The sequence below is a fragment of the Sorangium sp. So ce1153 genome, assembly GCF_051521595.1.
Classification (GTDB): domain Bacteria; phylum Myxococcota_A; class Polyangia; order Polyangiales; family Polyangiaceae; genus Sorangium.
On sequence record NZ_CP150361.1, the window covers coordinates 5582822 to 5608223 of the forward strand.

At 69.9% G+C, this 25402-nt stretch carries 16 protein-coding genes; 7 read left to right on the forward strand and 9 right to left on the reverse strand.

What is annotated here, in order from left to right:
- Positions 1-97: 97 nt before the first annotated feature.
- Positions 98-2503: a hypothetical protein gene (locus tag WME85_RS19835; RefSeq protein WP_437840228.1), complete on the reverse strand. Its 2406-nt coding sequence runs from the start codon at positions 2501-2503 to the stop codon at positions 98-100.
- A gap of 354 nt (positions 2504-2857) precedes the next feature.
- Between WME85_RS19835 and WME85_RS19840 the strand changes: the two genes are divergently transcribed.
- On the forward strand, positions 2858-3910 hold the full coding sequence (locus tag WME85_RS19840) for an NAD(P)-dependent alcohol dehydrogenase (protein ID WP_437840229.1): 1053 nt from the start codon (positions 2858-2860) through the stop codon (positions 3908-3910).
- 121 nt (positions 3911-4031) lie between these two features.
- Here the strand turns inward: WME85_RS19840 and WME85_RS19845 are convergent, their stop codons facing one another.
- Positions 4032-5726 carry an alpha-amylase family glycosyl hydrolase gene (locus WME85_RS19845; protein ID WP_437840230.1) on the reverse strand — a complete coding sequence of 565 codons (1695 nt, stop codon included), beginning with the start codon at positions 5724-5726 and terminating at the stop codon, positions 4032-4034.
- Positions 5727-5746: 20 nt separating this feature from the next.
- Complete coding sequence (locus WME85_RS19850; protein WP_437840231.1) at positions 5747-6250, reverse strand: hypothetical protein; 504 nt, start codon at positions 6248-6250, stop codon at positions 5747-5749.
- Positions 6251-6272: 22 nt separating this feature from the next.
- On the opposite strand from WME85_RS19850, the gene WME85_RS19855 reads away from it, so the two are divergent.
- A complete protein-coding gene (locus WME85_RS19855; protein WP_437840232.1) occupies positions 6273-7469 on the forward strand; it encodes an outer membrane protein assembly factor BamB family protein in 1197 nt (398 codons plus the stop codon).
- A gap of 135 nt (positions 7470-7604) precedes the next feature.
- On the opposite strand, the gene WME85_RS19860 is transcribed toward WME85_RS19855, so the two are convergent.
- On the reverse strand, positions 7605-9425 hold the full coding sequence (locus tag WME85_RS19860) for a glucuronyl esterase domain-containing protein (protein ID WP_437840233.1): 1821 nt from the start codon (positions 9423-9425) through the stop codon (positions 7605-7607).
- Positions 9426-10183: 758 nt separating this feature from the next.
- Entirely contained in the window at positions 10184-11119 is a 936-nt protein-coding gene (locus WME85_RS19865) for a LysR family transcriptional regulator (protein ID WP_437840234.1), read from the reverse strand.
- Between the two features lie 68 nt (positions 11120-11187).
- Here WME85_RS19865 and WME85_RS19870 point away from each other — a divergent pair, with 68 nt between their 5' ends.
- Positions 11188-11784, forward strand: a complete 597-nt coding sequence (locus WME85_RS19870) for an NAD(P)H-dependent oxidoreductase (protein ID WP_437840235.1) — start codon at positions 11188-11190, stop codon at positions 11782-11784.
- Positions 11785-11814: 30 nt separating this feature from the next.
- On the opposite strand, the gene WME85_RS19875 is transcribed toward WME85_RS19870, so the two are convergent.
- On the reverse strand, positions 11815-14235 hold the full coding sequence (locus WME85_RS19875; RefSeq protein ID WP_437840236.1) for a substrate-binding domain-containing protein: 2421 nt from the start codon (positions 14233-14235) through the stop codon (positions 11815-11817).
- A gap of 341 nt (positions 14236-14576) precedes the next feature.
- On the opposite strand from WME85_RS19875, the gene WME85_RS19880 reads away from it, so the two are divergent.
- Positions 14577-15458 carry an AraC family transcriptional regulator gene (locus WME85_RS19880; RefSeq protein ID WP_437840237.1) on the forward strand — a complete coding sequence of 294 codons (882 nt, stop codon included), beginning with the start codon at positions 14577-14579 and terminating at the stop codon, positions 15456-15458.
- 197 nt (positions 15459-15655) lie between these two features.
- Here the strand turns inward: WME85_RS19880 and WME85_RS19885 are convergent, their stop codons facing one another.
- On the reverse strand, positions 15656-16462 hold the full coding sequence (locus WME85_RS19885) for a helix-turn-helix domain-containing protein (protein WP_437842329.1): 807 nt from the start codon (positions 16460-16462) through the stop codon (positions 15656-15658).
- Positions 16463-16913: 451 nt separating this feature from the next.
- Between WME85_RS19885 and WME85_RS19890 the strand changes: the two genes are divergently transcribed.
- On the forward strand, positions 16914-19373 hold the full coding sequence (locus WME85_RS19890; protein ID WP_437840238.1) for a substrate-binding domain-containing protein: 2460 nt from the start codon (positions 16914-16916) through the stop codon (positions 19371-19373).
- Positions 19374-19375: 2 nt separating this feature from the next.
- Here the strand turns inward: WME85_RS19890 and WME85_RS19895 are convergent, their stop codons facing one another.
- Complete coding sequence (locus WME85_RS19895) at positions 19376-19894, reverse strand: MarR family winged helix-turn-helix transcriptional regulator (protein ID WP_437842331.1); 519 nt, start codon at positions 19892-19894, stop codon at positions 19376-19378.
- 44 nt (positions 19895-19938) lie between these two features.
- Between WME85_RS19895 and WME85_RS19900 the strand changes: the two genes are divergently transcribed.
- Positions 19939-21444, forward strand: coding sequence for an FAD-dependent oxidoreductase (locus WME85_RS19900; RefSeq protein WP_437840240.1), 1506 nt, complete (start codon positions 19939-19941; stop codon positions 21442-21444).
- Positions 21445-21513: 69 nt separating this feature from the next.
- On the opposite strand, the gene WME85_RS19905 is transcribed toward WME85_RS19900, so the two are convergent.
- Positions 21514-22668: a hypothetical protein gene (locus tag WME85_RS19905; protein ID WP_437840241.1), complete on the reverse strand. Its 1155-nt coding sequence runs from the start codon at positions 22666-22668 to the stop codon at positions 21514-21516.
- Positions 22669-23536: 868 nt separating this feature from the next.
- On the opposite strand from WME85_RS19905, the gene WME85_RS19910 reads away from it, so the two are divergent.
- Positions 23537-25231: a glycoside hydrolase family 43 protein gene (locus WME85_RS19910; protein ID WP_437840242.1), complete on the forward strand. Its 1695-nt coding sequence runs from the start codon at positions 23537-23539 to the stop codon at positions 25229-25231.
- The last annotated feature ends 171 nt before the right edge of the window (positions 25232-25402 follow it).

Consider the following 25402-nt stretch of genomic DNA (forward strand, 5'->3'; position numbering starts at 1 on the left):
CCACGAACGAGCGGCGTCGTGCGCGTCGACATCGCGGTATTCGCGAGGGCTGATCGACAGTCGGGCTCGTCCTCCGGACCAGCGCGACCCGCGAGAGCTAGCGGGGCCCCTCCACCGCGCAGAACCCGTTGATGCAGCGGTTGGTCGGATCGCAGCAGTCGGCGGCCGTCTCGCACCGCTCCTGAGGTTGCGAGCAGTGCCCGTCCGGCGGGGCGTTCGAGCAGATCAGCTCGCCGTCGGAGCCGGGCTGGCAGTACCCGCCGCAGCATTGATCGCCCGTATCGCACGACGCGCCCTCGGACCGGCACGGATCGAGCACCCAGAACCCGCGCGCGTTGCCCGCGAGCAGCTCCTGCGCGGGCAGGTAGAACGCGGGGTGGCTCGGGTCGGTGCCGGGCGCCGCGTCCAGGTTGATGGCGGCGACCCAGAGCTTCTTGGTCGTGATGTTCTCGACCAGGTCCACCCCGCGAGGATCGCTGCAGAACGGCGGGATCGTCGCCGCGTTCCCGTACAGGCGGCGGCTGGTGAACACGACCCACGCGTAGCCGCCCGACGCGACGGGGTTGACCGTCGGCTCGTAGTTCATGTTGATGTCGTCCTTGTGGCGGTTGTCGATGTCGCCCACCGAGGTCTCGTCTGCGGTGCAGGTCATCTCGACCGGCGCGCTCAGGCTGGGCAGGTAGATCGAGCGCGGGCCGTCCCTCCCGTTCATCCGATCGAGGGGGACGGCCGTGCCCGACCCATCGATGCTCGCCCAGGCGAGATGGGCCTTGGCGCCCCGGCGCGTCCTCAGATCGCCGAAGTTGTCGCCCTCGTTGCCCGGGTCGGTCTGGTGGTGGAACACGACCGACTTGCTGTCGGGGAGGAACGCCGGCCACCCCGGGCGCGTGCCCGCGGGCTCGCCTGTGTCGTCGACGATGACCTCGGGATCGGTGAAGTCGCCTGTCGCCGCGTCGAACTTCATCACGAAGAGCTGCTTGCGGACGTTCGCGCCGGGGCCGGACATCGCGTTGAACACGATGCGCGTGCCGTCCGGCGAGAACGCCGGCGTCCCGAGCTCGTAGGCCACGTCGTCGAGCCCGGAGGTCGGGAGGCTCCTGGAGCTCGGCAGCGAGAGAAGCTCGCCCGCCTGGGTGAGCGCGAGCGACCCGTCCGGAGACACCGCGGCGAAGGGCGCCGCGGTCGAGAGCGCGTGCTCGGTGGCGCCCGCGGGGGTCAGGTCGTAGGCCGCGCTGAGGCCGTAGGAGTTGCGCCCGTTCTGGACCAGGAGCCGTGAGCCGTCGGCCGAGACGGAGTGACAGACCCGGCACTGGCTATCGTCGCCGTTCCCCCCGGCGACGAGCTGGGGCGCCGTGTCTCCCCCCCGGATCGACAGCACGGCCCCGCCGAACCGGCCATTGCCGCCCACGGCCCCGTCGTGGTTCTCCGCCAGGCGGGTGCCGTACGAGTTGTAGTAGATGATCCCCGACAGCCGGGCCGGGGCGACGGTCCAGGTCTGGGAGATCGGCCCGTACGCCTGTCCGTCGCGCGCGACGGTGAGGCTCACGGTGAGCCGGTCCGGCGAGCCGCCGGGCGTCGGCCCTCCGGCGCTGTCGGTGGCCGTGCGCCAGACGTCCTGGGGGATCGGGTGCCGGATGAACGGCCCGCCGGTGGTGGCCAGGATCTCGGGCCGCCCGAACGTCCCTTTCCACGAGAACGAGCCGCTCGTCGTCCTGAGCTCGATCTGGATCGCGTCGGCGTCTCCAGGCGTCCATTGCCACATCAGGAGCGGCGCGAGCAGGCCTCGAGGCCACACCGTGCCGTCGTACGGGTAAAGGAACTTGAGCTTCTCCGCCACGCCGTCGCTGGCCGGGTGCTGCAGGGCGTCGAGGGTGGCCGTGCTCGCGACCGCCACGCCGAGGCCCTCGCCGCCGACCCCGCCGACGCCGCCGCCGAGCGTGAGCTGCGTCGGATCCGTCGCGATCTGCTGCGCCTGGGCCGGGACGGCCGCGTCGGCGCCGTTCTGCGCGGCGGTCAGCTGGATCAAGACGTTGCGCTCGACCGTCTCGCCGTTCAACCCGGCCCGCACGGTGACGAGGCCGCCCGTGGTCCCCTTGGGGGTGAACGTCGCCATGCTCGCCGGGCCCGCGCTGACGGCCCCGAGCTCGCCGCGGTCGACCGACCATCCCACGCTGATGGGCGAGCCCCTCAGCACCGCCGTGTAGCTCACGGATGGCGGCGCCTCCCCCGCCACGACGGCGATCGTCTGGAGGTCGCTCGGCTCGACCGTGAACCCGAGCGGGACGTTGCCCCCGCCGCCTCCGACGCCCGGGCCCGTGGGGTCGAAGTCGCCGCTCGAGCTGGAGGTGTCGCCTCCACCCGTCGTGGTGCCCCCGCCGCCGCCGCCGACTCCTCCTCCGCCAGACGCCGCGGGCGTCTCGGTGCCTTGACCTTGCGCAGAGCACGCAGCGAGGGCAGCCCCGAGGCCGAGAGCCACCACGAGCGCGCTACCCGATTTGAACATGCTTCCCATGTTGAAAGAGAGCTTACATGAGCGTGGCAGCTGGGTTCAATCCGGATTCCGGTGCGACGCCCGTGTTCCACCGATGAAACGTGCTCGCAATCGATGCCGCAATCGATGCGATGCCGCACGAGGAGCGAGCTGGCCGGCGCGCGAAGGGGCAGCGGCGCCGCGGGCACGATCGCCGGCGGGCCAGCGGGTCTTCCGCGTGGACGACCGGGCCGAGCTGCGGAGCCGCCGGCTGTTGATCAGCCCGGTCACCTCCTCGCTGTCCGGAGCTCACGAGCCCGTCGAGAGCAAATAGAGGTTTTACAAGCGCGACGCAGGGCGCAGACTGCCGGCCGAAAGGACCGCCCAATGCTCAAGACTCCCGCCTATGCTGCTGTGTCCGCGAAGGAGCCGCTCCGGCCGTTCACGATCGAGCGGCGCGATCCGGGGCCGCACGACGTCCTCATCGAGATCCTCTTCTGCGGCGTGTGCCACTCCGACCTCCACCAGGTCCGCGACGAGTGGGGGGGCTCCATCTTCCCGATGGTGCCAGGGCACGAGATCGTCGGCCGGGTCAAGCACGTCGGCGATCAGGTCACGAAGCTCAAGGTCGGCGATCTCGCCGGGGTCGGGTGCTTCGTCGATTCGTGCCGCGCGTGCGAGCCGTGCCGCGCGAACACCGAGCAGTTCTGTGAGCGGGGCATGGCCCCCACCTACAACGGCACCGAGATGGACCGGAAGACGCCGACCCAGGGTGGGTACTCGTCGCAGATCGTCGTCGCCGAGCGCTACGCGCTGAAGATCCCGGCCGGCCTCGACCCGGCCGGCGCGGCGCCGCTGCTCTGCGCCGGCATCACCACCTACTCGCCGCTGCGCCAGTGGAACTGCAAGCGAGGCGACCGCGTCGGCGTGGTGGGCCTCGGCGGGCTCGGCCACATGGCCGTCAAGCTCGCCGCGTCGATGGGCGCGGAGGTGACCGTGCTCAGCACGTCGCGCGCCAAGGAGGCCGACGCGCGCCGGATGGGCGCGAGCGCGTTCGAGGTCACGAAGGACGAGGCCACGTTCCAGAAGCTGGCCGGTCGCTTCAACCTGATCATCGACACCATCTCCGCCCCGCACGACTACAACGCGTACCTGGGCATGCTGCGCCCCCACGGCGCGATGGTGCTCGTCGGCGTCCCGCCGGAGGCGACGCCCGTGGCCGCGTTCGCCCTCATCGCCGGGAACAAGCGGCTCGCCGGCTCGATGATCGGCGGGATCGCCGAGACGCAGGAGATGCTCGACTACTGCGCCGAGCACAAGATCGTCTCGGATATCGAGATCATCCCTGTCCAGCAGATCAACGCGGCGTACGAGCGGATGGTCCGGGGCGACGTGCGCTACCGCTTCGTCATCGACAGCGCGTCGCTCGCCGCGACCTGAGCCCGGGAATGAAGAGAGGTGAACCACAGAGGCACAGAGGACACAGAGGAACAACGAAAAAACTCTGTGCCCTCTGTGCCTCTGTGGTTCATTTTCTCGGGCTTTGAATCTGTTCGGTGTCCTAGCGCAGCGTCACGACGCACCCCTCGGCCGGGCGGAGCGCGAGGCCGCCCTCTCCGAGCGCCCCTTCGCGGTCGAGGTGCGTGGACACGAGCAGCTCGCCGAGGCGCACCCCGGGCAAGCGCACCTCGCACGCGTCATTCGAGAAGTTGAGCGCGACGAGCACGCGGTCGCCGCCGGCTTCCCGGGTGAACACGTAACACGTCTCCGGGATGCCCTCGTTATCCACCGACGCATACGCGCCGGCGAAGAGCGCCTCTCGCGCGCGCCGCAGCGCGAGCAGCCGCCGCGTCAGGGTCAGCATCGATCGGGGGTCGTCGCGCTGGGCCGCCACGTTGATCCGGTCCACGTCCCCGCCGACAGGCAGCCACGGGACGGCGGCCGGGGGACAGAAGCCCGCGCTCGGGCCGGCGTCCCACCGCATCGGCGTGCGCTCCGGGTCGCGCCCGAGGCCTTCGACGTTCTTGCCCCACGGATCCTGCGCCTGATCCGGCGGGATGGGCACGTCCTGCATCCCGAGCTCGTCGCCGTAATAGAGCGTCGGCGTGCCGCGCAGGGTCAAGAGGAGCATCATCGCGACCCGCGCCTGGTCCTCGCCGAGGCGCGACGCGATGCGAGGCTCGTCGTGATTGCCGAGGACGTAGTTCGGCCAGGACCCGGGCGGCAGCGCCGCCTCGTAGGCATCGACGACGGCGCGCACCGCGCGCGCCTGCCATGCCGCCTTGAGCAGCCCGAAATTGAAGGGGAGGTGCAGCTCGTCGAGCGCGGCGCCGTAGTACGCGCAGAGCCGCTGGGGATCGTAGATGTGCGCCTCGCCGATCGCGACGCGCTCACTCCCCTCGGCGCCGGCGTCGTCCAGGACCCGGCGTATGTCGCGGAGCACGTCGTGCAGATCAGGGTGCGCCACGTCGTGCAGATGGAGCTGGAGGTCGTAGGCGCCCAGCCCTCTGTGGAACGCGGCGTGCGCCGCGGCGTTCGGCGGGTTGTCGCGGAGCTCGGGGTCCTTCATGACGAAGTGGAAGGCGTCGATGCGGAAGCCGTCGACGCCGCGCGCGAGCCAGAAGCGCAGGACGTCCAGCATCGCCGCGCGCGCCGCGGGGCTTCGCCAGTTGAAATCCGGCTGCTGCTTGAGGAACGTGTGCAGGTAATACTGGCCGGTGTCGCCGTCGAGCTCCCAGGCCGGTCCGCCGAAGATGCTCAGCCAGTTGTTCGGCGGCGAGCCGTCCGGCTTCGGGTCCCTCCACACGTAGAAGTCGCGCCGGGGAGCCTCCCGCGACGCGCGCGCCTCGACGAACCAGGGGTGCTGATCCGACGTGTGGTTGGGCACGTAGTCGACGATGACCTTGAGCCCGCGGGCGTGCGCCTCCTTCACGAGCCGATCGAAGTCGGCGAGGGTGCCAAAGAGCGGATCGACATCGCAGTAGTCCGAGACGTCGTAGCCGAAGTCGGCCATGGGCGATCGAAAGAAAGGTGAGATCCACACCGCGCCCACGCCGAGCACGTCGGCGAGGTAGTCGAGCTTCTCGAGGATCCCCGGGAGGTCGCCCACGCCGTCGCCGCTGCTGTCGCGGAAGCTGCGCGGGTAAATCTGGTACACGACGTCATGTCTCCACCACACCATGGCGAGGAGCATACAGCAGGGCGTGGCCTCGCGCTCGGCGCGCCGGTCGAGGAGCGAGGCCGCGCCGAGCGGCACGGGGCGGCGCCTCCGAGCGGTCAGCGGCCAGACCGGCGAATGCGCCCGCGAGGATCGCGCCCCTGAGAGGGTATCGCGCCGCCGCTGTTTAAGACCCAATTAAGTCGCGCCCGGGCCACGAGGTCGCACCATTCCAGCATGCACGACACCTTCAAGGCCTTGTTCGTCTCGTCGCTCCTCGTCCTCGGCATCGCCTGCTCCGGCGAGGTACACGAGGTCTCCTCGTCGTCGGGGGGCGGTGGCTCGCCACCGTCGTCCTCCTCCACGTCGTCCTCGTCGTCCGGGGACGGTGGCTCGCCACCGTCGTCCTCCTCGTCGTCCGGGGACGGTGGCTCGCCGCCGTCGTCCTCCTCGTCGTCCGGGGGCGGTGGCTCGCCGCCGTCGTCCTCCTCCGCGTCGTCCTCGTCGACCGGCGGCGCAGCGACCTGCGCGCCGCTCCCGCCGTCGCTGGGGAACGGCGCCTTCACCACCGCATGGGCGGCCGCGTTCGGTGACGGGACCTCGTCCGGCCAGGGCAGCGCCATCGCAGCCGACGCGAGCGGGAACGTGACCCTCGTCGGAGACGTCGACGGACCGGTCGACCTGGGGTCGGGCGTGTCGTTCTTCAGCCACGGGCGCTTCCTCGCGAAGTTCGATCCCGAGGGGCACCCGCTGTGGGCGAGCGCGCCCACCGTCCTGCCGGCGCGCGTCGCGGTCGACGCGCAGGGCTCCCTCTGGACGACGACCTCCGAGGTGTCTGGCGTCCCGCACAGCATCGCCAAGCTCGGGCCTGACGGCGAGGAGCTCTGGAGCAAGAGCTTGCCAGGCGAGGTCTCCGCCCTCTCGCCGACCGGCGACGGCGGCGTGGTCCTGATCATCCCGTTCTACGGCTCCGTCACCTATGGCGGTGCCTCGTTCAGCGCGAAGGGCGACACCCCCAGCAGCGACGTGCTCGTCCTCGCGCTCGACGCGAGCGGCGCCGTCGCCTGGTCCACGACGATCGCCGCGCCGCTCGCGCCGCCTCCGCTGCCGAGGGGCTCCATGTTCCTGAGCGCGCCGGACGTCGCCGCGATGCCCTCCGGCGGCGCGCTGGTGCAGGCCGTGGTGGAGCGGCTCGCCGTCCAGCCGCTCGAGGTCACCCACGAGCGGGTCGTGCAGCGGCTGGGCCCGAGCGGCGAGGTGCTCTGGGCCAGGACCTTCCCCGCGCAGCGCCATTCACCGGCGATCCGCCTCGTCGCCGCGCCGGACGACGGCGCGCTGATGGTCGCTGACGCGGGCATCGGCGGGAGCACCGACCTGGGGTGCTACGTCCATCCCGGCCCCGGGCTCCTGCTGCAAGCGCTCGACGCGAGCGGACAGCCCCGCTGGGAGCGCTCCATCCTCGGGGTCATGGGCTCGACCCGCCCGAGCTTCGACGCGGCGGGCAACCTCGTGCTCGTCGGCGTGGCGCAGGGCTGGATCGATCTCGGCGGCGGCAACCTCGAGGGCAACGCCGCCGCGTGGCGCATCTTCGTCGCCCGCTACGCGCCGGACGGCGCCCACCTCGCGAGCCGGACCTACGAGGGCACCCCACCGCCGGACGCGGGCTGGCTCCACCGCGGTGAGTCCCGGGCCCAGGGCTCCGCGGTGGACCCCTGGGGCAACGTGCTCCTCACCGGCTTTTACTCCGGCGCGCTCGATCTCGGCGCCGGCGCCTTCCCGGACGTGCCCATCCTCGAGGGACCGTACACGACCCGTGGCTTCGTCGCGAAGCTCGCGCCGTAGCCGGTCCTTCGGACCCGAGGCGCGGCTCGGAGCCCGCGCTGCCCGCGGCAGGCCTCGTGTCGCCCGCGCGGGATCGCCGAGCGGGCGACACGAGGAAGCCCGGCGCCTGGCGCCGGGCCTGGCGCTCGATGACAGCTAGGGCAGCGTCGGCGTGGTCCAGTCTCTCCACTCTGACAGGTTGCCAGTCGCCTTGCTCGCCGCCGAGATGGTGCCAGAGCTGCTTCCTGTCTTCGTCAAGAACTTGCGGATGTTCTGCCGCAGGGGCTCGCTCCACTCGGGGCGCTGCGCGCAATGAGTGCCGTCCGCCACCGCCGATATGTAGGAGATATTGCTCCCGGCCCCCAGCGCCTTGTACACCTCTGCGCCGGCCAGCGCGGCCACGTGCGCAGACTTGGGACCGAGATTTGCGATGTGCGGGTTATCCATGATGAAGAGCCCACGCGGCGCGACCATGGCCACCACTTCATGCGTGTCCAGAGGCAGAGACGTGACCCTGCTGGTGAACGAATTGAACGCGTCACCCAGCCAGTAGGTCTCGCCGTAGGCGCTGCTCGGGCTCTGGGCTCCTTCCCCGGGGATCCCGCGCCAGATCGGGACGCCGCCGCTGCCAGACTCGATCGGCAGGGTCAAGGCGATGCGCTGGTCGAAGGCGCCGATCGTGAATGCCCCCTTGCCGAAGCGGGAGCACCCTGAGACCCCGACGGAATCCGCCTTGAGGATGGCGCCGCCCGACTGCTCGATGACATCGAGGATCCGGCTGACGCCCCAGGACCACGCGGCCAGGAGGCCCGTGGTGCTGTTCGAGCCGTAGATGTCGTAGAACGCCCCTCGCTTGGCGCTCCGCGACCCGGACTCGGCGCCAACCGCGTAGGGATCGTAGTTGATGATGGCGACGCCTTCGCCCTTGACGAGGCTGGTGTTCAACGGGAACCCGAGGAAGCCGCCCCCCAGGCCGACGATCGCCGGGTAGGGACCCGTGCCGGTGGTGGGCAGCTCGACGCTGGCAGTGAAGCTGGTCCTCTTGCCTTGGTGAGACACGTTGACCGTGATGCTGGTCCTGGAGACGGTCCCCGTGACACTCTCAGGCTTCGGCGGCTTCGTGCCGTAGATGTACTTCTCGGCTTGCTTCTTGATCTCCTGCCTTCGGCAGCGCCAATCGGTCTTGGAGGAGATGCGCGTTCCGTCGAGCTTCTTGAACGGGTCGGGCAGCCTGGCGATCGCGGGGAGAGACCCGGCTTCCGGCAGGCTGGAAACCGCACAATCGGTCCCCTGATCCTCCACGAAGGTCCCGCCCGAGCCGCCAGCGCCGCCTCCGCCGCCCGATCCACCTGCGCCGCCCGCGCCGCCCGCGCCGCCCGCGCCGCCCGCGCCGCCCGATCCACCTGCGCCGCCCGCGCCGCCTCCGCCGCCGGTCCCTGAGCTGCTCGAGGTGCTGCTGCTGGAGCTGCTGGACGAGCTGCTGCTGGAGCTGCTCGAGGTGCTGCTGCTGGAGCTGCTGGACGAGCTGCTGCTGGAGCTGCTCGACGTGCCCGATCCGCCGCTGCCGTTGACCGACACGAGCGAGGGCCTCCCGGTGCCGTTGGCGCAGAAGCCCCAGCTCGTCGACGCGCCCCCGCCCAGGGTGCCATTGTAGGTCTCGTTGGCCGCGCTCAGCTGCCCGCCCGACGGCGTGACCCGCGCGCCCCACGAGTTGCTCACCGTGGAGCCGTTGAGCGCGACGACCATCCCCCAGGCCGTGGTCCGGCTGGTGCTCGTGTTCTTCACGGTGACGTTCGCGCAGTAGCCCGTACCCCACTGCGACTGAAGCGTCAGCTCCGCCGACATGGTGCCGTCCGGGCTGCTCAGCCCGGAGTCCAGCAAGTCGATGTCCTCGTCCTCGATGTACTCACCGCTGCACGCCGTCAGGCTGCACGCGAGCGAAGCAGAGATGTAGCCAAGCAAGCGAGTGATGCGCATTCAGGTTCTCCATGTTCGGACCGTTCGAGCCGCGGGCATCCTCTAAGAAGGGGATGTAAACCAGCGAGACGCCTGCGAGCTCTCCCGATCCATCGGTTAGAGATCAAGATTCCCGGCCAGCGTGCTTTTGATCACGGTTGCACCCGCGGGCCTGTGCCGACCACATGCCTGGCATAGATGATGTTTGTCGGAGCGATACTCACATCGCGGGTGCCCTGCGGGATGAGGCCGGGCATCAGAGGAAGAAAGATCGTGCTCGAACCGGTCCTGCCGCGTCTTGCTCCACAGGGAACACCGGACCGCAGCGCGACCCCATGAGACATTCCCGGTGAAGAGGGCTTTGATCACGCTCTTGCACCCGCAGAACGCGTTTCTCATGCTTCTGGCGCTGAGCCCGACGCTGAATGCAGGCCTGTTGAACACTTCGCACTCTGTCGCAAGAGGGGCGGCCTCGACGATGAGCAAAGAGACTGGACAGCCGACCTCGGCGCGGTGGTGCTGTCATTTGCCCAGAGAGGGTTCACATGAAGGCGGTAAGGCGGGAAGATCATTGAGATTTTCTTCCCGCCTTACCGCCTTCATGTTCAAATGACAGCACTACCCTCGGCGCGCAGGTCGGGACTTCGGCCGGGGCGCGGGTGGGTGCAAGATGCGCGGACGTGGTGACGATGCCGGCCCTCGTTCGCTCCTCGTGCTGCGGTGCGTCATGTCGCGGCGGAGCCCTCCGCCAGCCACGGGCGCAGCGACGGCCATGCGACTCACCGCGATCGCGGACGGGCCCGCGCGCGCCGCGCGTCGTGCAGAAACTGGAGCTGCTCTTCGAGGGCGCTCCACACGGCGGCAATGCGCGGCACGTGGCGCAGGCTGCGGGGGGTGACGAGCCAGAGCTCGAGCACTGGACCTGCGGGTAGACCCAGATCGAGCTCCACCAGGTCGGCGTCCAGATCGAGCACGCTGCACGGCAAGACGGCGGCGCCGAGACCCGCACGCACGGCCTCGATCTGAGCGATGTAACTGCTCACGACGAGCCTGGGGGCCTTCTTCACGTGCCGCCTCTGGTAGTCCTCCTCGATGGTGGGCTTGCGGCCGAGATCGACGCCGACCCAGTCGAGCTCGTCGCGGCTCTTCTTCGAGAGCTTGCGGTGGGCGACAGGCACCGTGGGCAGGGTGACGATGCGCGCGGCCACCAGATCGCCGCTCCTCGGCCGGAAGAAACGCACGGCGATCTCGGCCTCACGATGGCCCAGCTCCGCCGCTTCGTAGCTCGTCAGCAGGTGGACCGATACGCGCGGGTGCTCCTCGGCGAGCACCGGGAGCACGCGCGGAATGACGCCGTGCACGGCGATCGACTCGGTGAGCGCCACGCGAACCAGGCCCTCGACCTCTTTCTCGTGGCCATTCGCTTCGCGCACGAGCTGGTCGGCGCCGGCCTCCATCGCCTCGACATGGCGGCGGAGCCGCTCGCCGAGCGGGGTGAGCATGGAGCCTCCCGGTAGCCGATCGAACACCGCCACCCGGAGCTTTCGTTCGAAGGCGGCCATGCGCCGACTCACGGTCGATTGCTCGACTCCGAGCTTGCGAGCGGCGGCCGAGAAGCTGCCGGTGCGCGCCACCTCCAGGAAGAGGCGCAGATCGGCCCAGTCCACGTCGGTGGGCGGCATGCCAGCGCGCGGGGAAGCGGGAGGGCGAGCCATGCATCCACGCATGGCACGCCTGCTCGAATTCGTCTACCCAGGTGCTGCCGCATGGCCAAGATCGACGCATGCACCTCGTCATCCAAGGTCACCCAGCTCCCGACAGCCTGAGCGACTCGCTCGCTCGGGCCTATGCCAGCGGCCTCGAGAGAGGCGGAGCCCGAGTCGAGCACCTGGCCCTGCGTTCGCTCACCTTCGATCCGCACCTGCGCGCCGGCTTCAGCGGTCGACAGGAGCTCGAGCCGGATCTCCTCCACGCCCGGACCACCATCGAGCGCTCGAGCCACGTGGCCTGGTTCTTCCCCACCTGGTGGGCGGGGCCCCCCGCGCTCATCAAGGGCTTCATCGACCGCACCTTCTTGCCCGGCTGGTCGTTCGCCTATCGCCAGCGAAGCGCGCTGCCCGAGGGGTTGCTCGCCGGTCGCAGCGCGCGCGTCGTGACGACGATGGATAGCCCGAGCTGGTGGTACCGCTTCTGGCACCGGCGCTCCGTTCATGCGTCGTTCGTCAACGCAACGTTGCGCTTCGTCGGTTTCGGGCCCGTCCGCGAGACCACCTATTTCAACCAGAAGACCCGAACCCCCGTGCAACGAGCGGCCTGGCTCCGGGAAATGGAGCGCATCGGCGAGCGGGACGCGCGGCAATCTCGTGCCAGATCCGGCTGAGACCCTTGTTCCGGGCCGTCCCGTCTCGGCTCAGAAGGGCTGGACGTGCGGTGAGCGGCGATAGACGATCTGGCCGCCGGTCTTCGACAGTGCATAGGCGAACCCGAGCTCCAGGGTCGAGCGGGTGACCGTGCTCCCGAGGTCCACGCCCTGATCCACCATCAGGCGCGCCGCCGCCGGCCTGATGCCGACGAGCACGACCTCGGCGCCGAGCAGCCGCGCCGCGCGCGCCGCGCGCAGGAGGTGCTCCACCGACGCGGCGTCGATGACCGCCATCCCCGTGACGTCGACCAGCACCACGCGCGCGTGGTGCTCGGTGATGTCTTGCAGCATCGACTCGATGAAGCGGCCGGACCGCTGCGCGTCCATCGTCCCGACGATCGGCATCACGAGGATGTTCCGCGCGATGGGCACGACCGGGCTCGAGAGCTCGCGGATCGTGTCGAGCAGCGACTCCTGGTGCCGGTTCGCCTGCTCGAGCTCATGGGTCCGGTCGGTGATCCGGTGGACGAGCCGTGCGTTCTCGACCGCCACGGCCATCGTGTCGACCACGCGCTCGATCATGGTGAGATCGTCGAGGGAGCAGGCCGCGTGGCGCTCGCTCTCCAGGACCAGGGCGCCGAAGGCGGACCCGCCGGCGAGCAGCGGGACGCCGACCAGGGTGCGCGCCCCCTTCGCGCGCGCCTCGACGACATCGGGAGCGTCGTGGAGCTCGCTCGAGTGCGTATCGAGCGTATCGAGGACGATCGGCCGGGCGGTGGTCAGCACGCGCCCGACCATCGAGCTCGCGTCGAGGAAGGCTCGCTCGTCCTGGTAACCGTCGCTCCCCGCGTCCACGGTGATGAGGAGGAACTCCTTCGTGCGGCTCTCGTAGGAGAGCTGCTCTCTCCGTTTCGCCGCCTTGCGGTTCGCTTCCAGGGCCAGGTACTCGGAGAGGGGGAGCGACCAGGGCGTGCGCTCGATGGTCACGACGTCGATGCCGGTGTCGATGCAGCGCAGCGCGGACCGTCCCCCGGCGCCGGCGCGCGTGGGCAGCCCGGCCAGGGCCGCCTCGATACCCCTCGAGAGCATGTCGTGGAGCAGCCGCACCGCGCGGTAGCCCATCTCGTGCTCGCGCTGGACCAGGGCCGCGTGGATGGTCCCTTCGCGGAGCATCGCGAGCGTGTCCGTGAGGAGATCGAAGGCGACGATCTTGAGGTCCCCCGCTCGTCCCAGCGCCCTCGCGGCCGCACCCCACGACAGGCCGTTCTCGGCGCAGACGCCGAGGGCGCCGGCGATCCCTCCGGTCTGCACGGCCTCCCGGGCGATCCGCATCCCGAGCTCGAAGTCGAACCGGTCCTCGGACGGCGGCTGCAGGTCGAGGGGCATGCCGGAGACCGCCGCGCGGAACGCCTCGATGCGCTCGCGGCTGTTGACGGCGCTGAGCCAGAACGTCAGCGCGCCGACCTTGCCTCCGCCCGGGAGCAGCCGGGCCATCATCTCCGCGGCGAGCCGCCCCGCCACCACGTTGTCGGTGCCGATGTAGGCTTGAGCGCAGCTGCCCTCGACGGGCGGCGAGTCGATCGTGACCACCGGGATCCCGGCCTCCACCGCCCGACGGATCGCCGGCTCGAGCACCTCCGGGATGATGGGCGCCACGGCGATACCGTGCACGCCCCGCTCGATGCCGTCCTCGATGAGCCCGCGCTGCTCGACGGCGCTGTCGGCGGGGGCGTTGCGGACGTCGACGTGGATCCCGAGGCCGCGCCCCGCGACGACGGCGCCATCACGGACGTTGTTCCAGAACGCCAGCGGCGACCGCTGCGGGACGCGGTAGATGCAGAGCTCGCGGGCCGCGGCGTCGCCGCGCGAGCCCCCGGAGGGAGCGTCGCTCAGCAGGACGAGGTGCACGGAGCGCCACTGCGGCCTGAGCTGCACGCTCTTGAGCCCCTTCGAGATCATCTCCACGAGCTCGTGCGGGCTGGTCTGCGCGGCCACGGCGTTCAGCACCGCCTCGAGCACGCGCACCTCCTGGGCCGACCGCACCTGAACGTTGTAGAGCTCTCGCCGCTCCAGCGACACGCCGGCGCTCTCGGCCAGGGCGCGGAGCCGCGCCCAGCGCTCGCCGGAAGGCGCCTCGCCGTCCGGCAGCTCGACGGCGAGCACGCCGATCGTCTGTCCCTGCACGTGCACCGGGGTGAGGGCCACGAGCGCGCCCGCGGGCACGAGGTGCAGCGCCGGCGCACCCGGCAGGTGCTCGCGGTACCAGTCGGCGGCCGCCATGACGCGGGTGCTGTCCACGGCCTCCAGCGTCGCGAGCACGGAGGCCGGCCCCGCGCCCCCGGCGACGTCCTGCGGGCTCGCCAGCACGCCAGCGAGGCCGACAGAGGCCTTGTAGACCAGCTGCTCCCCGTCCCGGACCAGGAGGCTCCCGCGCTGCGCGGAGGGCAGGGCGCCCACGGCATCCCTCAAGATCCGATGCAGTGTTGCGTGAAGATCGAGACCGGTGACCATGCGCCTTGCGTTCCCGCAGCCCACCCCGAGGATCGCGCGGGCCCACGCCAGCAGGCGTGATCGAACGGCACCTTGTCAAGGGGGTGACCGGGATGCTTCGCGCGCCGCTCCTCCGCCGGGCGTCTCCCGCGCAAGCATTCGACGCACGCAGGTGATCTGCGACCCTCATCGGCCTCACGGGATCGTCGAGCCGCCGGCCTTCGGTGGCCATGTGCGAGAGATCGCTTCTGCGCAACTCACCGTCGCCTTTGCAGGGCAGCGATGTGGCTGGGGACGTGATTGTCGGCCATCATGCACACGTGTTGTATGTCCGCCACGTGCCGGGTCCGCCGCTCTCGGCGCACGTCGCCGAGCTCTGGTGCCTTTCGGCTGCTCCGCCCCGCGCCGCCGAGCGCATCCTGCCCTCGGGTACCCTCCAGCTGGTCATCAACCTCGACGAGGACGCGCTTCGCATCTACGACGGCGCCACCCTTCGCCGCTACTCCGGTGCCGTCGTGTCGGGCGCTTACCAGTCCTCCTTCGGCGTCGACACACGCGAGCACGCGTCGATGGTCGGGGTCCACTTCCGGCCCGGCGGCGCGTGGCCGTTCCTCGGCGCGCCGCCCGGCGCGCTGACCGATACGCACGCCGACCTCGCGGACCTCTGGGGGCTGCGAGCGGCGGAGCTCCGCGACCGCCTGTGCGCGGCGCCGGAGCCGCGCGCTCGCTTCGCGCTGCTCGAGGGCGCGTTGCTCGACCGCCTCTCGAACGCGCGCCCCGGTCATCCCCTGGTGCCGCACGCGATCGCGGCGCTCGAGGGCGGCGAAAGGCGCGTCGTCGACGTCGCGGCCGCGCTCGGCATCAGCCACCGCCGGCTCATCGACGTGTTCACCGCCGAGACCGGCCTCGCCCCGAAGGCGTTCGCCCGGATCACGCGCTTTCGGCGGGCGCTTTCGCTGGCCGATCGGGAGCGCGATCCGGACTGGGCCCGGCTCGCCGCCGCGTCAGGTTTCTGCGATCAGTCGCACCTGATCCGCGAGTTCGTGGCCCTCTCCGGCAATTCGCCGACCGCGCTCATCGCCCAGTCCTCGCACGAACGCGTCAAGTTGCACCACATCGCCATCGCCGCGTCAGCCGCGCCGGAGGGGGCGCGGGGAAGGGGCCGGCAGAACGCGCGACCTCGAGGTGTCCTGACCCGCTGACGGCGAAGGATCGGCGCGGCGCCCGGAAGCACTGCAGTGCGACCGGCGACGAGCCCTGCCGCTTCCAGCTCGATCAATACCGGGTTGCCGGCCGGGGGTGGACGGGGGTCATGAAGCAAAGGACGCAACGCTCGATCCGATCACACGATCCCATTCTGCGGCGATTGAACCGATCTGGGGAGCGTTACCGGTATCACCTACTGGGGCGGAGGTGACCGGTGGAGATCGGCCTCCGCCTCGCCGGAGCCGAACCGAACGCCGCGATCGCCCGCGCGCTTCAGGAAGGCGCCCGGCGTGAGCCCGACGAGCTCCCGGAAGTCGGCGATGAGGTGCGCCTGGTCGTAATAGCCCGCGTCCGCGGCGATGCGCGCCCAGTCCCTCGAGGTCGCCGCCATCCGCACGGCACGCTGCAGGCGAACGGTCCGCGCGAACTCCTTCGGCCCGATGCCGACGCTCTCCGTGAAGGCGCGGCGAAGATGCCGCGCCGTGACGCCAAGCCGCTCCGCCACGCTCTCCACCCGAACCTCGTCCCCTTCGAGCAAGCGAACCGCGCGGCGAGCGAGCCGTGCCGACGCCGGTTCGGATGTCTGGTGGGTACGAAGGGCGATCGCCCGGGAGAGCCGGTCGAGCACCTCCGGCACGCTTCGCGCCGCAAGGAGATCGAGGCAGAGGTCGCCGCCCGAACGGCCCCAGATGTCTTCCAGCGGGACGTTCCGGTCCGTCAGCGCGCTCGCCGCCACGCCCAGCAGCGGCGCCGACCAGCCTGGCTTGAACTGCAGCATCACCGCCCGCGCGACGCCGGTTGCGTCCTTGAACAGCGCCCGCGTTCGCGGGCCCGCGACGGTCACATCCCCTCTCCGGCCCCCCTCCATCACTCGAAAGACAAGGGTCGTTCTTCCGTCGGGCAGCCGCTCAACGTGGAGTGCGCGCCCAGCGACTGGCACGAGAGCGCGAACGTCCTCCACGAAGCGCGAAAGCGAGAACGTCAAGGCGGCAGAGTCCATCGTGCGCAGCACGCGCGTAGTCTAGCGGGTCCACTGCGGTCGTTCAAGCTGGGCGGAAGGACGATGAAATGTCCGATCCTTCCAAGACATCTGGATCAACAACGTGGGTCGAGGCATCGGCCGCCGGGTCGACAGCGGGTGTACCGATGTCGCCAGCGGCACCATCACGGGCGCGGCAGCGGACGTACTCCAACCCCGCCGCGATAGAAGAGAAGGTGGCCGAGATCACGTTTCGTGACGAGGTGAGGCCGCGCTGAGCCCTCCTCTCCACCAGGCCCCTGGCGGGCTGGTTACAGCTCACCTGCGCGCACACCGTGCAACCTGGACCCGGGACCGAGAAGGCGCGCGGCGCCCCCGCGCCGCCCCGTCCCCTCTTGACAAGGTGCCGCTCGATCGCGCCTGCTGACGTGAGCCCTCGCCGTCGTCGGAGTGGGTCGCGGGCGGAGGGCGTATGATCACCGGTCTGGATCTCTTCGCAACGCTCCAGCACATCGTGAAGGAGGCCGTGGGCATCCTGCCCTCCTCGCAGCGCGGGATCCTGCTGACCCGGGACGGAGAGCGGCTGGTCCACAGGCTCTCTGTCGGCTTCGACGGCGTGCTCGCGAGTCCGCCGCGTCTCTTCGCCGATGCGGGGCCGGCCACCGAGCTCTCGGTGCTCGAGCCCGCGGACAGCGCTCGCGTCGTGGCGGCCGCCGCGTGGTACCGAGCGCACCTGCCGGACGGGCCAGCGCTGCACTTCGTGCCCGCGGGCGCGGCGGTGGTCCTCGTCCCGGTGCGGACGCAGGGGCAGACGTTGGGCGTGCTCGCCGTCGAGCAGCCGGACGAGCAGGCGCCCTCGGACGAGCGCTGGGCGCGGCTCCTCTCGCTGGCCGACCGCGCCGGCGCGGCGCTGGAGCGGCGGAAGCTCTACGACGACAAGGCCCAGTCCGCGCAGGAGATTCGCGTGCTGGAGGCGGTGCTGAGCGCCGTGGCGGCGCGGACCAGCCCGCACGAGCTCGTGGAGATGATCTCGAAGGGCATCAAGAGCGTGCAGCTCAGGCCGCAGTGGAGCTCGGTGCACCTCGTCCTGCTGAGCGAGGCCCCCCGCGGGGGCTCCGCCTCGCGCGGCGGCGCCGCGGCTCCAGAGACCCGCAGCTACTACGTCCCGCGGCGACCGCCGGTGGCGTACTGGAACAACATCCGTGACGGCGCCCTCACCGCGGGGCGCAGCCTCGGCATCAACATGGACGTCCGCAGCGCCAGCATCGTCAGCGGCGGCGCCCCCGCCGACATCGCCCAGCGCGAGCTCGTCGACGAGGGCATCGACCGGGGAGTGCACGGCATCGTCGTGACGCCGATGAACCCGGAGCTCATCGAGCCGGCGATCCGGCGCGCGGCGGCGGCCGGGATCCCGGTGGTCACGATCGATACCCCGCCCGTCGAGGGCAGCAGCGCGCTGGCCTACGTCGGCACCGACAACGCGGCGGCGGGGCGGGTCGCCGGGGAGCTGCTGGCGCGGCTGCTCCCGGACGGGGGCAAGATCGGTGTACAGACGTACTCGGTCGCATCCATCCACAGCAGGGAGCGAATCGCGGGGTTCGACGCGGCGCTCTCCGGCGCGTCCTTCAACGTGCTGCCGCCGACAGAGGACCTGCACGATCTGCCCGCCGCGATGCGGCACGTCCGGGAGGCGATCGAGGACCAGGGCGTCGCCGGCGCCTTCGGCGTCTGCGCGGCGAATGGCCCGTTCTGGGGGACGGCCGCGAGGACGCTGGGGAGGGAGGGGAAGCTCAAGGTCATCGCCTTCGATCTCATCATGGACACGATCGCGATGCTCAGGGAGGGCACCATCCATGCGGCCATCGTCCAGCGCGAGCACGACATGGGCTATCGCTCGGTGCAGCTGCTCCACGACATCGTGTCGAACGGCGTCGAGGAGACCCTCGCCGGGCTGCCAGCACGCGGGGCCGCCGGGAAAGGGCGCGCGCTGCGCTTCATCGACACCGGCGTCGACGTCGTGACGGTCGAGAGCACGCCGTGGTCCATCGCGCTCTCGGATTACCTGACGCTGGACGCGACCCGCAGGGCGACGAAGCGGCGGCGCCGGCTGAACCGGGCCGGCCGCCCGCTCGAGTTCCTCGTCGCCGGCATGAACGTGGGGGAACAGGACTTCCGCGAGGAGCGCGCACCTCTCGAAGCGGGGTCGCTGGTGGAGCGCGTGCTGAGCACCGCCGGATCGATCATCGTCGACACGCACGCGAGCGAGCACGACGGCGCGCCCGATGTCGTCGAGGCGCGCGGGCGGGGGGTGCACACCCTGGTCGGCGTCCCGCTCCTCGCGGGCGGGACCGCCTTCGGCGTCCTCGTCCTGGAGAGCGAGCGCCGCGCGGCGTGCACGCTCGAGGAGGTCGCGCTCCTCGAGCGTGTCGCCGACACGGTGGCCGTGGCGGTCGAGAATGCAGAGCTCGTCAATCGGATCACCGAGCGGACCCATGAGCTCGAGCAGGCGAACCGGCACCAGGAGTCGCTGCTCGACACGATCCTCGAGCTCTCCAGCCCCGTCGTGCCCATCGCGCGGAACATCCTGGTGATGCCGGTCATCGGGACGATGGACGCGCAGCGTTCTGGCCGCTTCATCGAGTCGATGCTGCAGGACATCACCGAGCGTCAAGCGCGCGTGGTGCTGGTCGACGTCACGGGGATGGCGGCCGTCGACGCCGCCTCGGCGGAGCACCTCCTGCGGGCGGCGCGGGCGGCGCGGCTGCTCGGCGCCGAGGTCGTGCTCGTCGGCATCACGCCGGCGGCGGCGCGGCTGATGGTGGAGGAGGGCGTGGACCTCGGGACCGTGGTCACCCGCTCGACCCTGGAGCTCGGGTTCGCCTACGCGCTGGCGAAGACCGGCGGCCAGATCGTCTACCGCCGCGCGTCGTAGCCTCAGGTCTTGTCCGTTCCGCTCGACGGCGCCATCAAGTCGTCCACGAACCGGCGCATCAGGCGCACCAGGTCGCTGAGGTCTTCCTCGCTCCACCTGGCGAGGATCGGGGCCGCAAGCCGCTGGCGCGCGGCGTCCAGGGCGTCCGTGATCTGCCGCCCCTTGTCGGTGATCACCGCCTCATGGATGCGACGATCGGCCGGGCTTGGCCGGCGTTCGATCAGCCCCAGGCTCTCGAGCTTCGCGACCTGGCGGCTGACGGTCGTGTAGTCGCGCCCGGCTCGCTCCGAGAGCTCGACCACGCCGATCGGCCCGAAGCGCTCGATCCCCACCAGCAGCCGAAAGAGGGCTGGATCCAGGGAGACGCCCGCCTCCGCGAGCAGCGCCTGATCGCGCTGCGGCTGATTCATGACGGCGATCAGATCGACCATGGCCCCGTGGAGCTCGCGGAGCTTCTTCTTTGAATTGCGTGTATTTTGCACAAATTTTCTTGACGCTTCGGGAGGCGTGACTATATGCATAGTACACATATTCGAGGCGCAGTACAAGAGAAGCGGAGCTTGAAATGCACACTCATTGTTCGACGGATGTCCTGATCGTTGGCGCGGGTGCTTCCGGGTTGACCCTGGCCATCGAGCTCGCCCGTCGGGGCGTTGCGTTCCGACTCATCGAGAGGCTGGACGGGCCGTTTCGCGGCTCGCGCGGCAAGGGGATCCAGCCGCGCAGCCAGGAGGTGTTCGAGGATCTGGGCATCCTCGACCGCGTCGTCGCGACTGGCGGCCTGTACCCGACCCCGCGGGCGTATCGCGACGACGGGAGCTACGAGGAGTCGCAGGTCATGGATCCTCAGGACCCGACGCCTGGCGAGCCCTATCGTCTGCCGCTCCTCGTGCCCCAGTTCCTCACGGAAGCCGCGATGCGCGAGCGTCTGGCGGAGCTCGGGGGCTACCCGGAGTTCGGCCGCGAGCTGAAGGGCTTCGAGCAGGACGGCGAGGGCGTCACTGCCCGCATCGCTGGCCCGGCGGGCGAGGAGACCGTCCGCGTCCGCTATCTCGTCGGAGCGGACGGCGGCCGCAGCGTCGTGCGGCAAGCGCTCGCGATCGGCTTTCCCGGCAAGACCCTGGGGGTGCGCGCCGTCGTCGCCGATGTCGTGCTGGATGGGCTCAGCAGGGCCGCCTGGCATCGCTTCAACGATAGGTCGATGGAGAAGCAGATATCGCTGTGTCCGCTCGCCGGCACCGACATGTTCCAGCTGCAGGCGCCGGTTCCTCTGGAGGGCGACGTCGATCTCTCCGCGGAGGGCCTCACGGCGATGGTGGCGGGCCGCACCGGCAGGGGCGATATTATGATCCGTTCGGTCTCCTGGGCCTCCGCCTACACCATGAACGCGCGTCTGGCCGACCGTTACCGGGACGGGCGTGTCTTCCTCACCGGCGACGCCGCGCATATCCACCCGCCGACGGGGGGGCAGGGCCTCAATACGAGCGTGCAGGATGCCTACAACCTCGGCTGGAAGCTCGCCGCCGTCCTGGCAGGCGCGCCGGAGACGCTGCTCGCGACCTACGAGGAGGAGCGCCGGCCGATCGCCGCGGAGGTGCTCGGCCTGTCGACGAAGCTCCTGGAGGCGGCGAAGCAAGGCGTCATGCGCCGCGGTCGCGACGTGCACCAGCTCGATCTGGGATACCCGGAGTCGTCGCTGGCCATGGACAAGCCGAAGCGCAGCGGCGGCGTCGTCGCGGGCGGCCGAGCGCCCGACGCGCCCGTCCGCGGCGTGGCGGGGATGCCGACGCGGCTCTTCAAGCTCTTCCAGGGGCCGCACTGGACCTTGCTGGGTTATGGGCTGGACCGGCTCTCGGCCGTCGAGCCGCGCCCCGGACTTCACATCCACGCCGTCGGGCCGCACGGCGATATCGTCGACGATGGCGGCCACCTCCGCGCTGCCTATGGCGTGTCGCTCGGCGACTGGGTGCTCGTGCGGCCGGACGGATACATCGGCGCGATCGTGTCGTCCGATCATGCGCCGGCTCTGGAAGCCTACCTTGCCAGCGTCGGCCTCCCTTCAAGGGGATGACAGGGACGAGGGCGCGATGTCACCTATCCCGCGGCCGCGTGAGCGTCGGCCCGGCCCCCGGCGCGTGCTTCAGCGGCGGCAGCCGATGCGCTCGGTCGCGACGACGACATCGTCGTAGAGAATGGTGTGCGCGTCGGAGACGGTCATCCCGCGCTCCTCCATCTCCGCCCGCCGGCGAGCATTGGAGTCGCGCTCGTAGTAGGCGTCGAGCATGAAGCTCTTGAAGCGCACGTCATCGCTCGATCGGAAGTCGAAGCCCTCGAACGGCTCGGGCGGCGTGCACGCGCTGAAATCGCACCCTCCCGTGTGGAACTGGTCGCGGAGCCAGGTGCCGTCGGGGTGGCCGGGGCGGTAGTCGCCGACCGCCACGCCGTCGATCCAGAACGCGAGCGCGCCGTCGCTCTGGCCGACCTTGTTCGCGCGCGCGTGCAGCTCGACGCAGAACCAGCGGTCCCGCGGGAACGGCGCTTGCCCCGGCGGCTGGAAGCCGTTTCCGTAGTGGTACGTCGTGCCCTGATCTCCCGCGCAGCCAGGCGTGGCGGTCCCGTCGTTACAGCGGCCGGAGCGCATCTTGTACCAGTAGGCGTAGAAGTTGAAGACGTCGTCGGTGTTCGTGTCGAAGTCGAACCAGAAGCCCTCGTCTCCGGGCGGCACCGTGTTCGCCAGGCCGCTGCTGTCCCAGCTCTCGGTGCCCGCCGCCATGCGCACCCAGTGGTGCGGGTTCGGAGCGAGCTCGGGGAAGCGCACGTGGAAGCGCCAGTACGTCGCGTCGACGCGCGCGTGGGTGACCCATGTGGACGACGAGATGTACGTCTCCTCCGCCAGATCGGCGGTCGTCACGGTCGAGCGGAGGTAGCCCTGTCCGGCATGGGCGGTGGCCGGATCGGCCTCGATGTGGAGGTAGCGCGTGTCGGCGGTCGGCCCGTCCCAGCGCCCCCAGCCTTGCTCGAAGTCGTCGTGGAAGAGCACGGCCGGATCACCGGCGATCCCGACGTCGTCCGGGTAGCGCTCGCTCAGCGTGCCGGGGGGCGGCGATGTGTCGCCGCTGCCCCCGCCGCCAGCGCTCGTTCCGCTGCCCCCGCCGCCAGCGCTCGTTCCGCTGCCGTCGGGGTGCGGCGAGGGCGTGTCTGGCCCCGAGCCGCCGTCGCCGCCGGAGCCCGGCGTGGAGTCGCAGGCGGCGAGGAGCAGCGCGATCACCAGGGGAAAGTGCAGAGCGTTCTTCATCCTTCCACGCTATCCGCTGCTCCGCCGCCGGCGCGAGCGCCGGAGTAAAAAATGCGAAAAGCCCGGTGGCGGGCGGTGTAGGTTCGCTGTCCGGCGCGCCGCGGCCAGGATCATGGGGCATTATCGTTCTCGTGTTCGCGCCCCGCGGTCCTGTTCGCGCCGCGCCGCCGTCTCACGCTCGATGGCCTCGATTGGCGAGCTCGACAGCGCCAGCGAGAGCGCACCCGCATGTGCCCCGCCTGTGCGCTGCGCTTCGCTCCCGGTCGGGTAGTGCTGTCATTTGAACATGAAGGCGGTAAGGCGGGAAGAAAATCTCAATGATCTTCCCGCCTTACCGCCTTCATGTGAACCCTCTCTGGGCAAATGACAGCACCACCCCCGGTCGCGGGGCCATGTTGGCTTCAAGCCGCGCCCCCGTTGCTTGACAGCGAAAGTGTGAACGTTCACAATGGGTCCGGGCGATACCCTCTTGCTGTAAACTTTCACGGTCGGATCAACAAACGCAACGATTCCAAACACTTGCAACGCCGAGCGGGCTTGTGAGGCCAGCGCTTGATGGGCTCGTAAGTAACCGAAATTGCTCATGAACGCGCTCCGACAGTGAACGGTTACCTCTTGCTTGGCCCTGGATGGGTCGTCATGCGCACCGAGACCTTCGTCATCCGATCGATCCCGACCCCGACCTCGGCCTCGGCGCTGATTCCATTCGATCCGTCGCCTCGGGCGCGATCGCTGATGAGCTCTTGATGGGCTGGGCCTTCAGCGCGGCGACGCGCCCCAACGAGAAGCGCCGGAGAGTCATCGCCTGAGCGATCTGTGACGTCTGGCGACACCTAACGATTTTTCAGGAGAGCAGCGAGGTCCAGGAATGGCCATGATCACAAAACCCCTCCAGCACAAGCTCCTCATCGCGGCATTGTCGCTCTGTGGAACAGCCGTGTTTTCGTCTGAATCCATGGCGGACAACCCCATCGTACAGACCATCTACACCGCCGATCCTGCCCCGATGGTCCACGACGGTACCCTGTACCTCTACACCACACATGACGAGGACAGCGCCTCGACGTTCTTCGGGATGAACGAATGGAGAGTATATTCGTCCACGGACATGGTGAACTGGACGGATCGCGGATCACCGCTGAAATACAAGGATTTCAGCTGGGCAAAGGCAGATGCCTGGGCAGGTCAGGTCATCCACAGGAACGGGAAGTTCTATTTCTACGTTCCCACGACGAGCAGGACGCTCAGCAGGATGACCATCGGCGTCGCCGTGTCGGACAGCCCTGTCGGTCCGTTCGAAGACGCCCTGGGGAAGCCGCTGATCACCGCCAATTGCGGCGACATCGACCCGACGGTGTTCATCGACGACGACGGCCAGGCCTATCTCTACTGGGGAAACCCCAACCTGTGCTACGTGAAGCTGAATGAGGACATGACCTCCTACCAGGGGAGCGTCGTCCGCGTGCCCATGACGGCGGAGAGCTTTGGAGAGCGCGTCGGGAGCACCGAACGACCGACCCTGTACGAAGAAGGGCCGTGGCTCTACAAGCGCGATGGGTTGTACTACCTGGCGTATCCGGCTGGAGGCCTCCCCGAGTACATCGCCTACTCCACGAGCAGCAGCCCCACCGGCCCTTGGACTTACCGGGGGGTCATCATGCCCACGGAAGGCGGCAGCTTCACCAATCACCCGGGCATCATCGATTTCAAGGACAACTCGTACTTCTTCTATCACAACGGCGCTTTGCCGGGCGGAGGCGGCTATCACCGTTCGGTGGCCGTCGAGCGATTCACATACAACGCCGACGGCACCATCCCGACGATCACGATGACCGAGGAGGGCCCGCCTGGCGTTGGCACCCTCGATCCGTACGTCATGACGGAGGCTGAGACCATCGCCTGGGAATCCGGTGTCGAGACCGAGGCGTGCAGCGAGGGCGGAGTGAATGTCACGTCGATCGAAGACGGGGACTACATCAAGGTGAAGGGCGTCGATTTCGGTGACGGCGCGGAGTCCTTCGATGCAAGAGTGGCCTCGGCGACCGGCGGTGGCAGCATCGAGCTGCGCCTCGACAGCACGACCGGCACGCTGGTGGGGACCTGCAAGGTTGAGGGCACCGGCGGCCCTCAGACCTGGGTTACCACGTCCTGCGCGGTCGACGGCGCGACAGGGATACACGATCTGTATCTGACGTTCACCGGTGGGAACGGTCCCCTGTTCAACTTCAACTGGTGGAAATTCACTCTGCGCGACGCCACGGATCCGACAGGCAGCGGGGGCGGTCCGAACACGGGTGAAGGGGGCGCGGCGGGCAGCGGCGGCTCGGGTGAGGGGGGGAGCGTCAGCAGCGCCGCGACGACCGGCAGCGGCACGGGCGGCACGGGCGGCGCTGGCGCCGCGCCACCTGACGGCGCTGGCGAGGACGAGGGCGGGTGTGGGTGCCGGGTCGCATCGGGACCCAGCTCCGCGGCGGGCGTGCTCGCCGCCCTGACCGCGTTGGGCGCGGTCGTCGCGCGGCGTCGTGCGCGAAAAGCCGGGCGTAGCGGGGCGTCTGCGAGCTGACGGTGCCGGTCCCTGGAGCGATGATCCAGCGGGCGCGCTCCCGGCAAGCATAGCGAATGCCGGGGGCCGGCGCGGCTGGCTTTCAGAGAGCTGGGACCAAGGGGAGCAGGCACGGCGAACGCCGGCCCGAACCGCGCGTCATCGCGCGGGACCAAAGAATAGAGCGTAGAG

Coding starts and splice junctions, on each gene's coding strand:
- WME85_RS19835 (WP_437840228.1), bottom strand. CDS start 2,503: ATGTTCAAATCGGGTAGCGCGCTCGTGGTGGCTCTCGGCCTCGGGGCT.
- WME85_RS19840 (WP_437840229.1), top strand. CDS start 2,858: ATGCTCAAGACTCCCGCCTATGCTGCTGTGTCCGCGAAGGAGCCGCTC.
- WME85_RS19850 (WP_437840231.1), bottom strand. CDS start 6,250: ATGGCGCTGCCCTGGCCGGACGAGGTCCCGTCACCGAACGCGGCCGCC.
- WME85_RS19860 (WP_437840233.1), bottom strand. CDS start 9,425: ATGCGCATCACTCGCTTGCTTGGCTACATCTCTGCTTCGCTCGCGTGC.
- WME85_RS19865 (WP_437840234.1), bottom strand. CDS start 11,119: ATGGCTCGCCCTCCCGCTTCCCCGCGCGCTGGCATGCCGCCCACCGAC.
- WME85_RS19870 (WP_437840235.1), top strand. CDS start 11,188: ATGCACCTCGTCATCCAAGGTCACCCAGCTCCCGACAGCCTGAGCGAC.
- WME85_RS19885 (WP_437842329.1), bottom strand. CDS start 16,462: ATGGACTCTGCCGCCTTGACGTTCTCGCTTTCGCGCTTCGTGGAGGAC.
- WME85_RS19890 (WP_437840238.1), top strand. CDS start 16,914: ATGATCACCGGTCTGGATCTCTTCGCAACGCTCCAGCACATCGTGAAG.
- WME85_RS19895 (WP_437842331.1), bottom strand. CDS start 19,894: ATGCATATAGTCACGCCTCCCGAAGCGTCAAGAAAATTTGTGCAAAAT.
- WME85_RS19900 (WP_437840240.1), top strand. CDS start 19,939: ATGCACACTCATTGTTCGACGGATGTCCTGATCGTTGGCGCGGGTGCT.
- WME85_RS19905 (WP_437840241.1), bottom strand. CDS start 22,668: ATGAAGAACGCTCTGCACTTTCCCCTGGTGATCGCGCTGCTCCTCGCC.
- WME85_RS19910 (WP_437840242.1), top strand. CDS start 23,537: ATGGCCATGATCACAAAACCCCTCCAGCACAAGCTCCTCATCGCGGCA.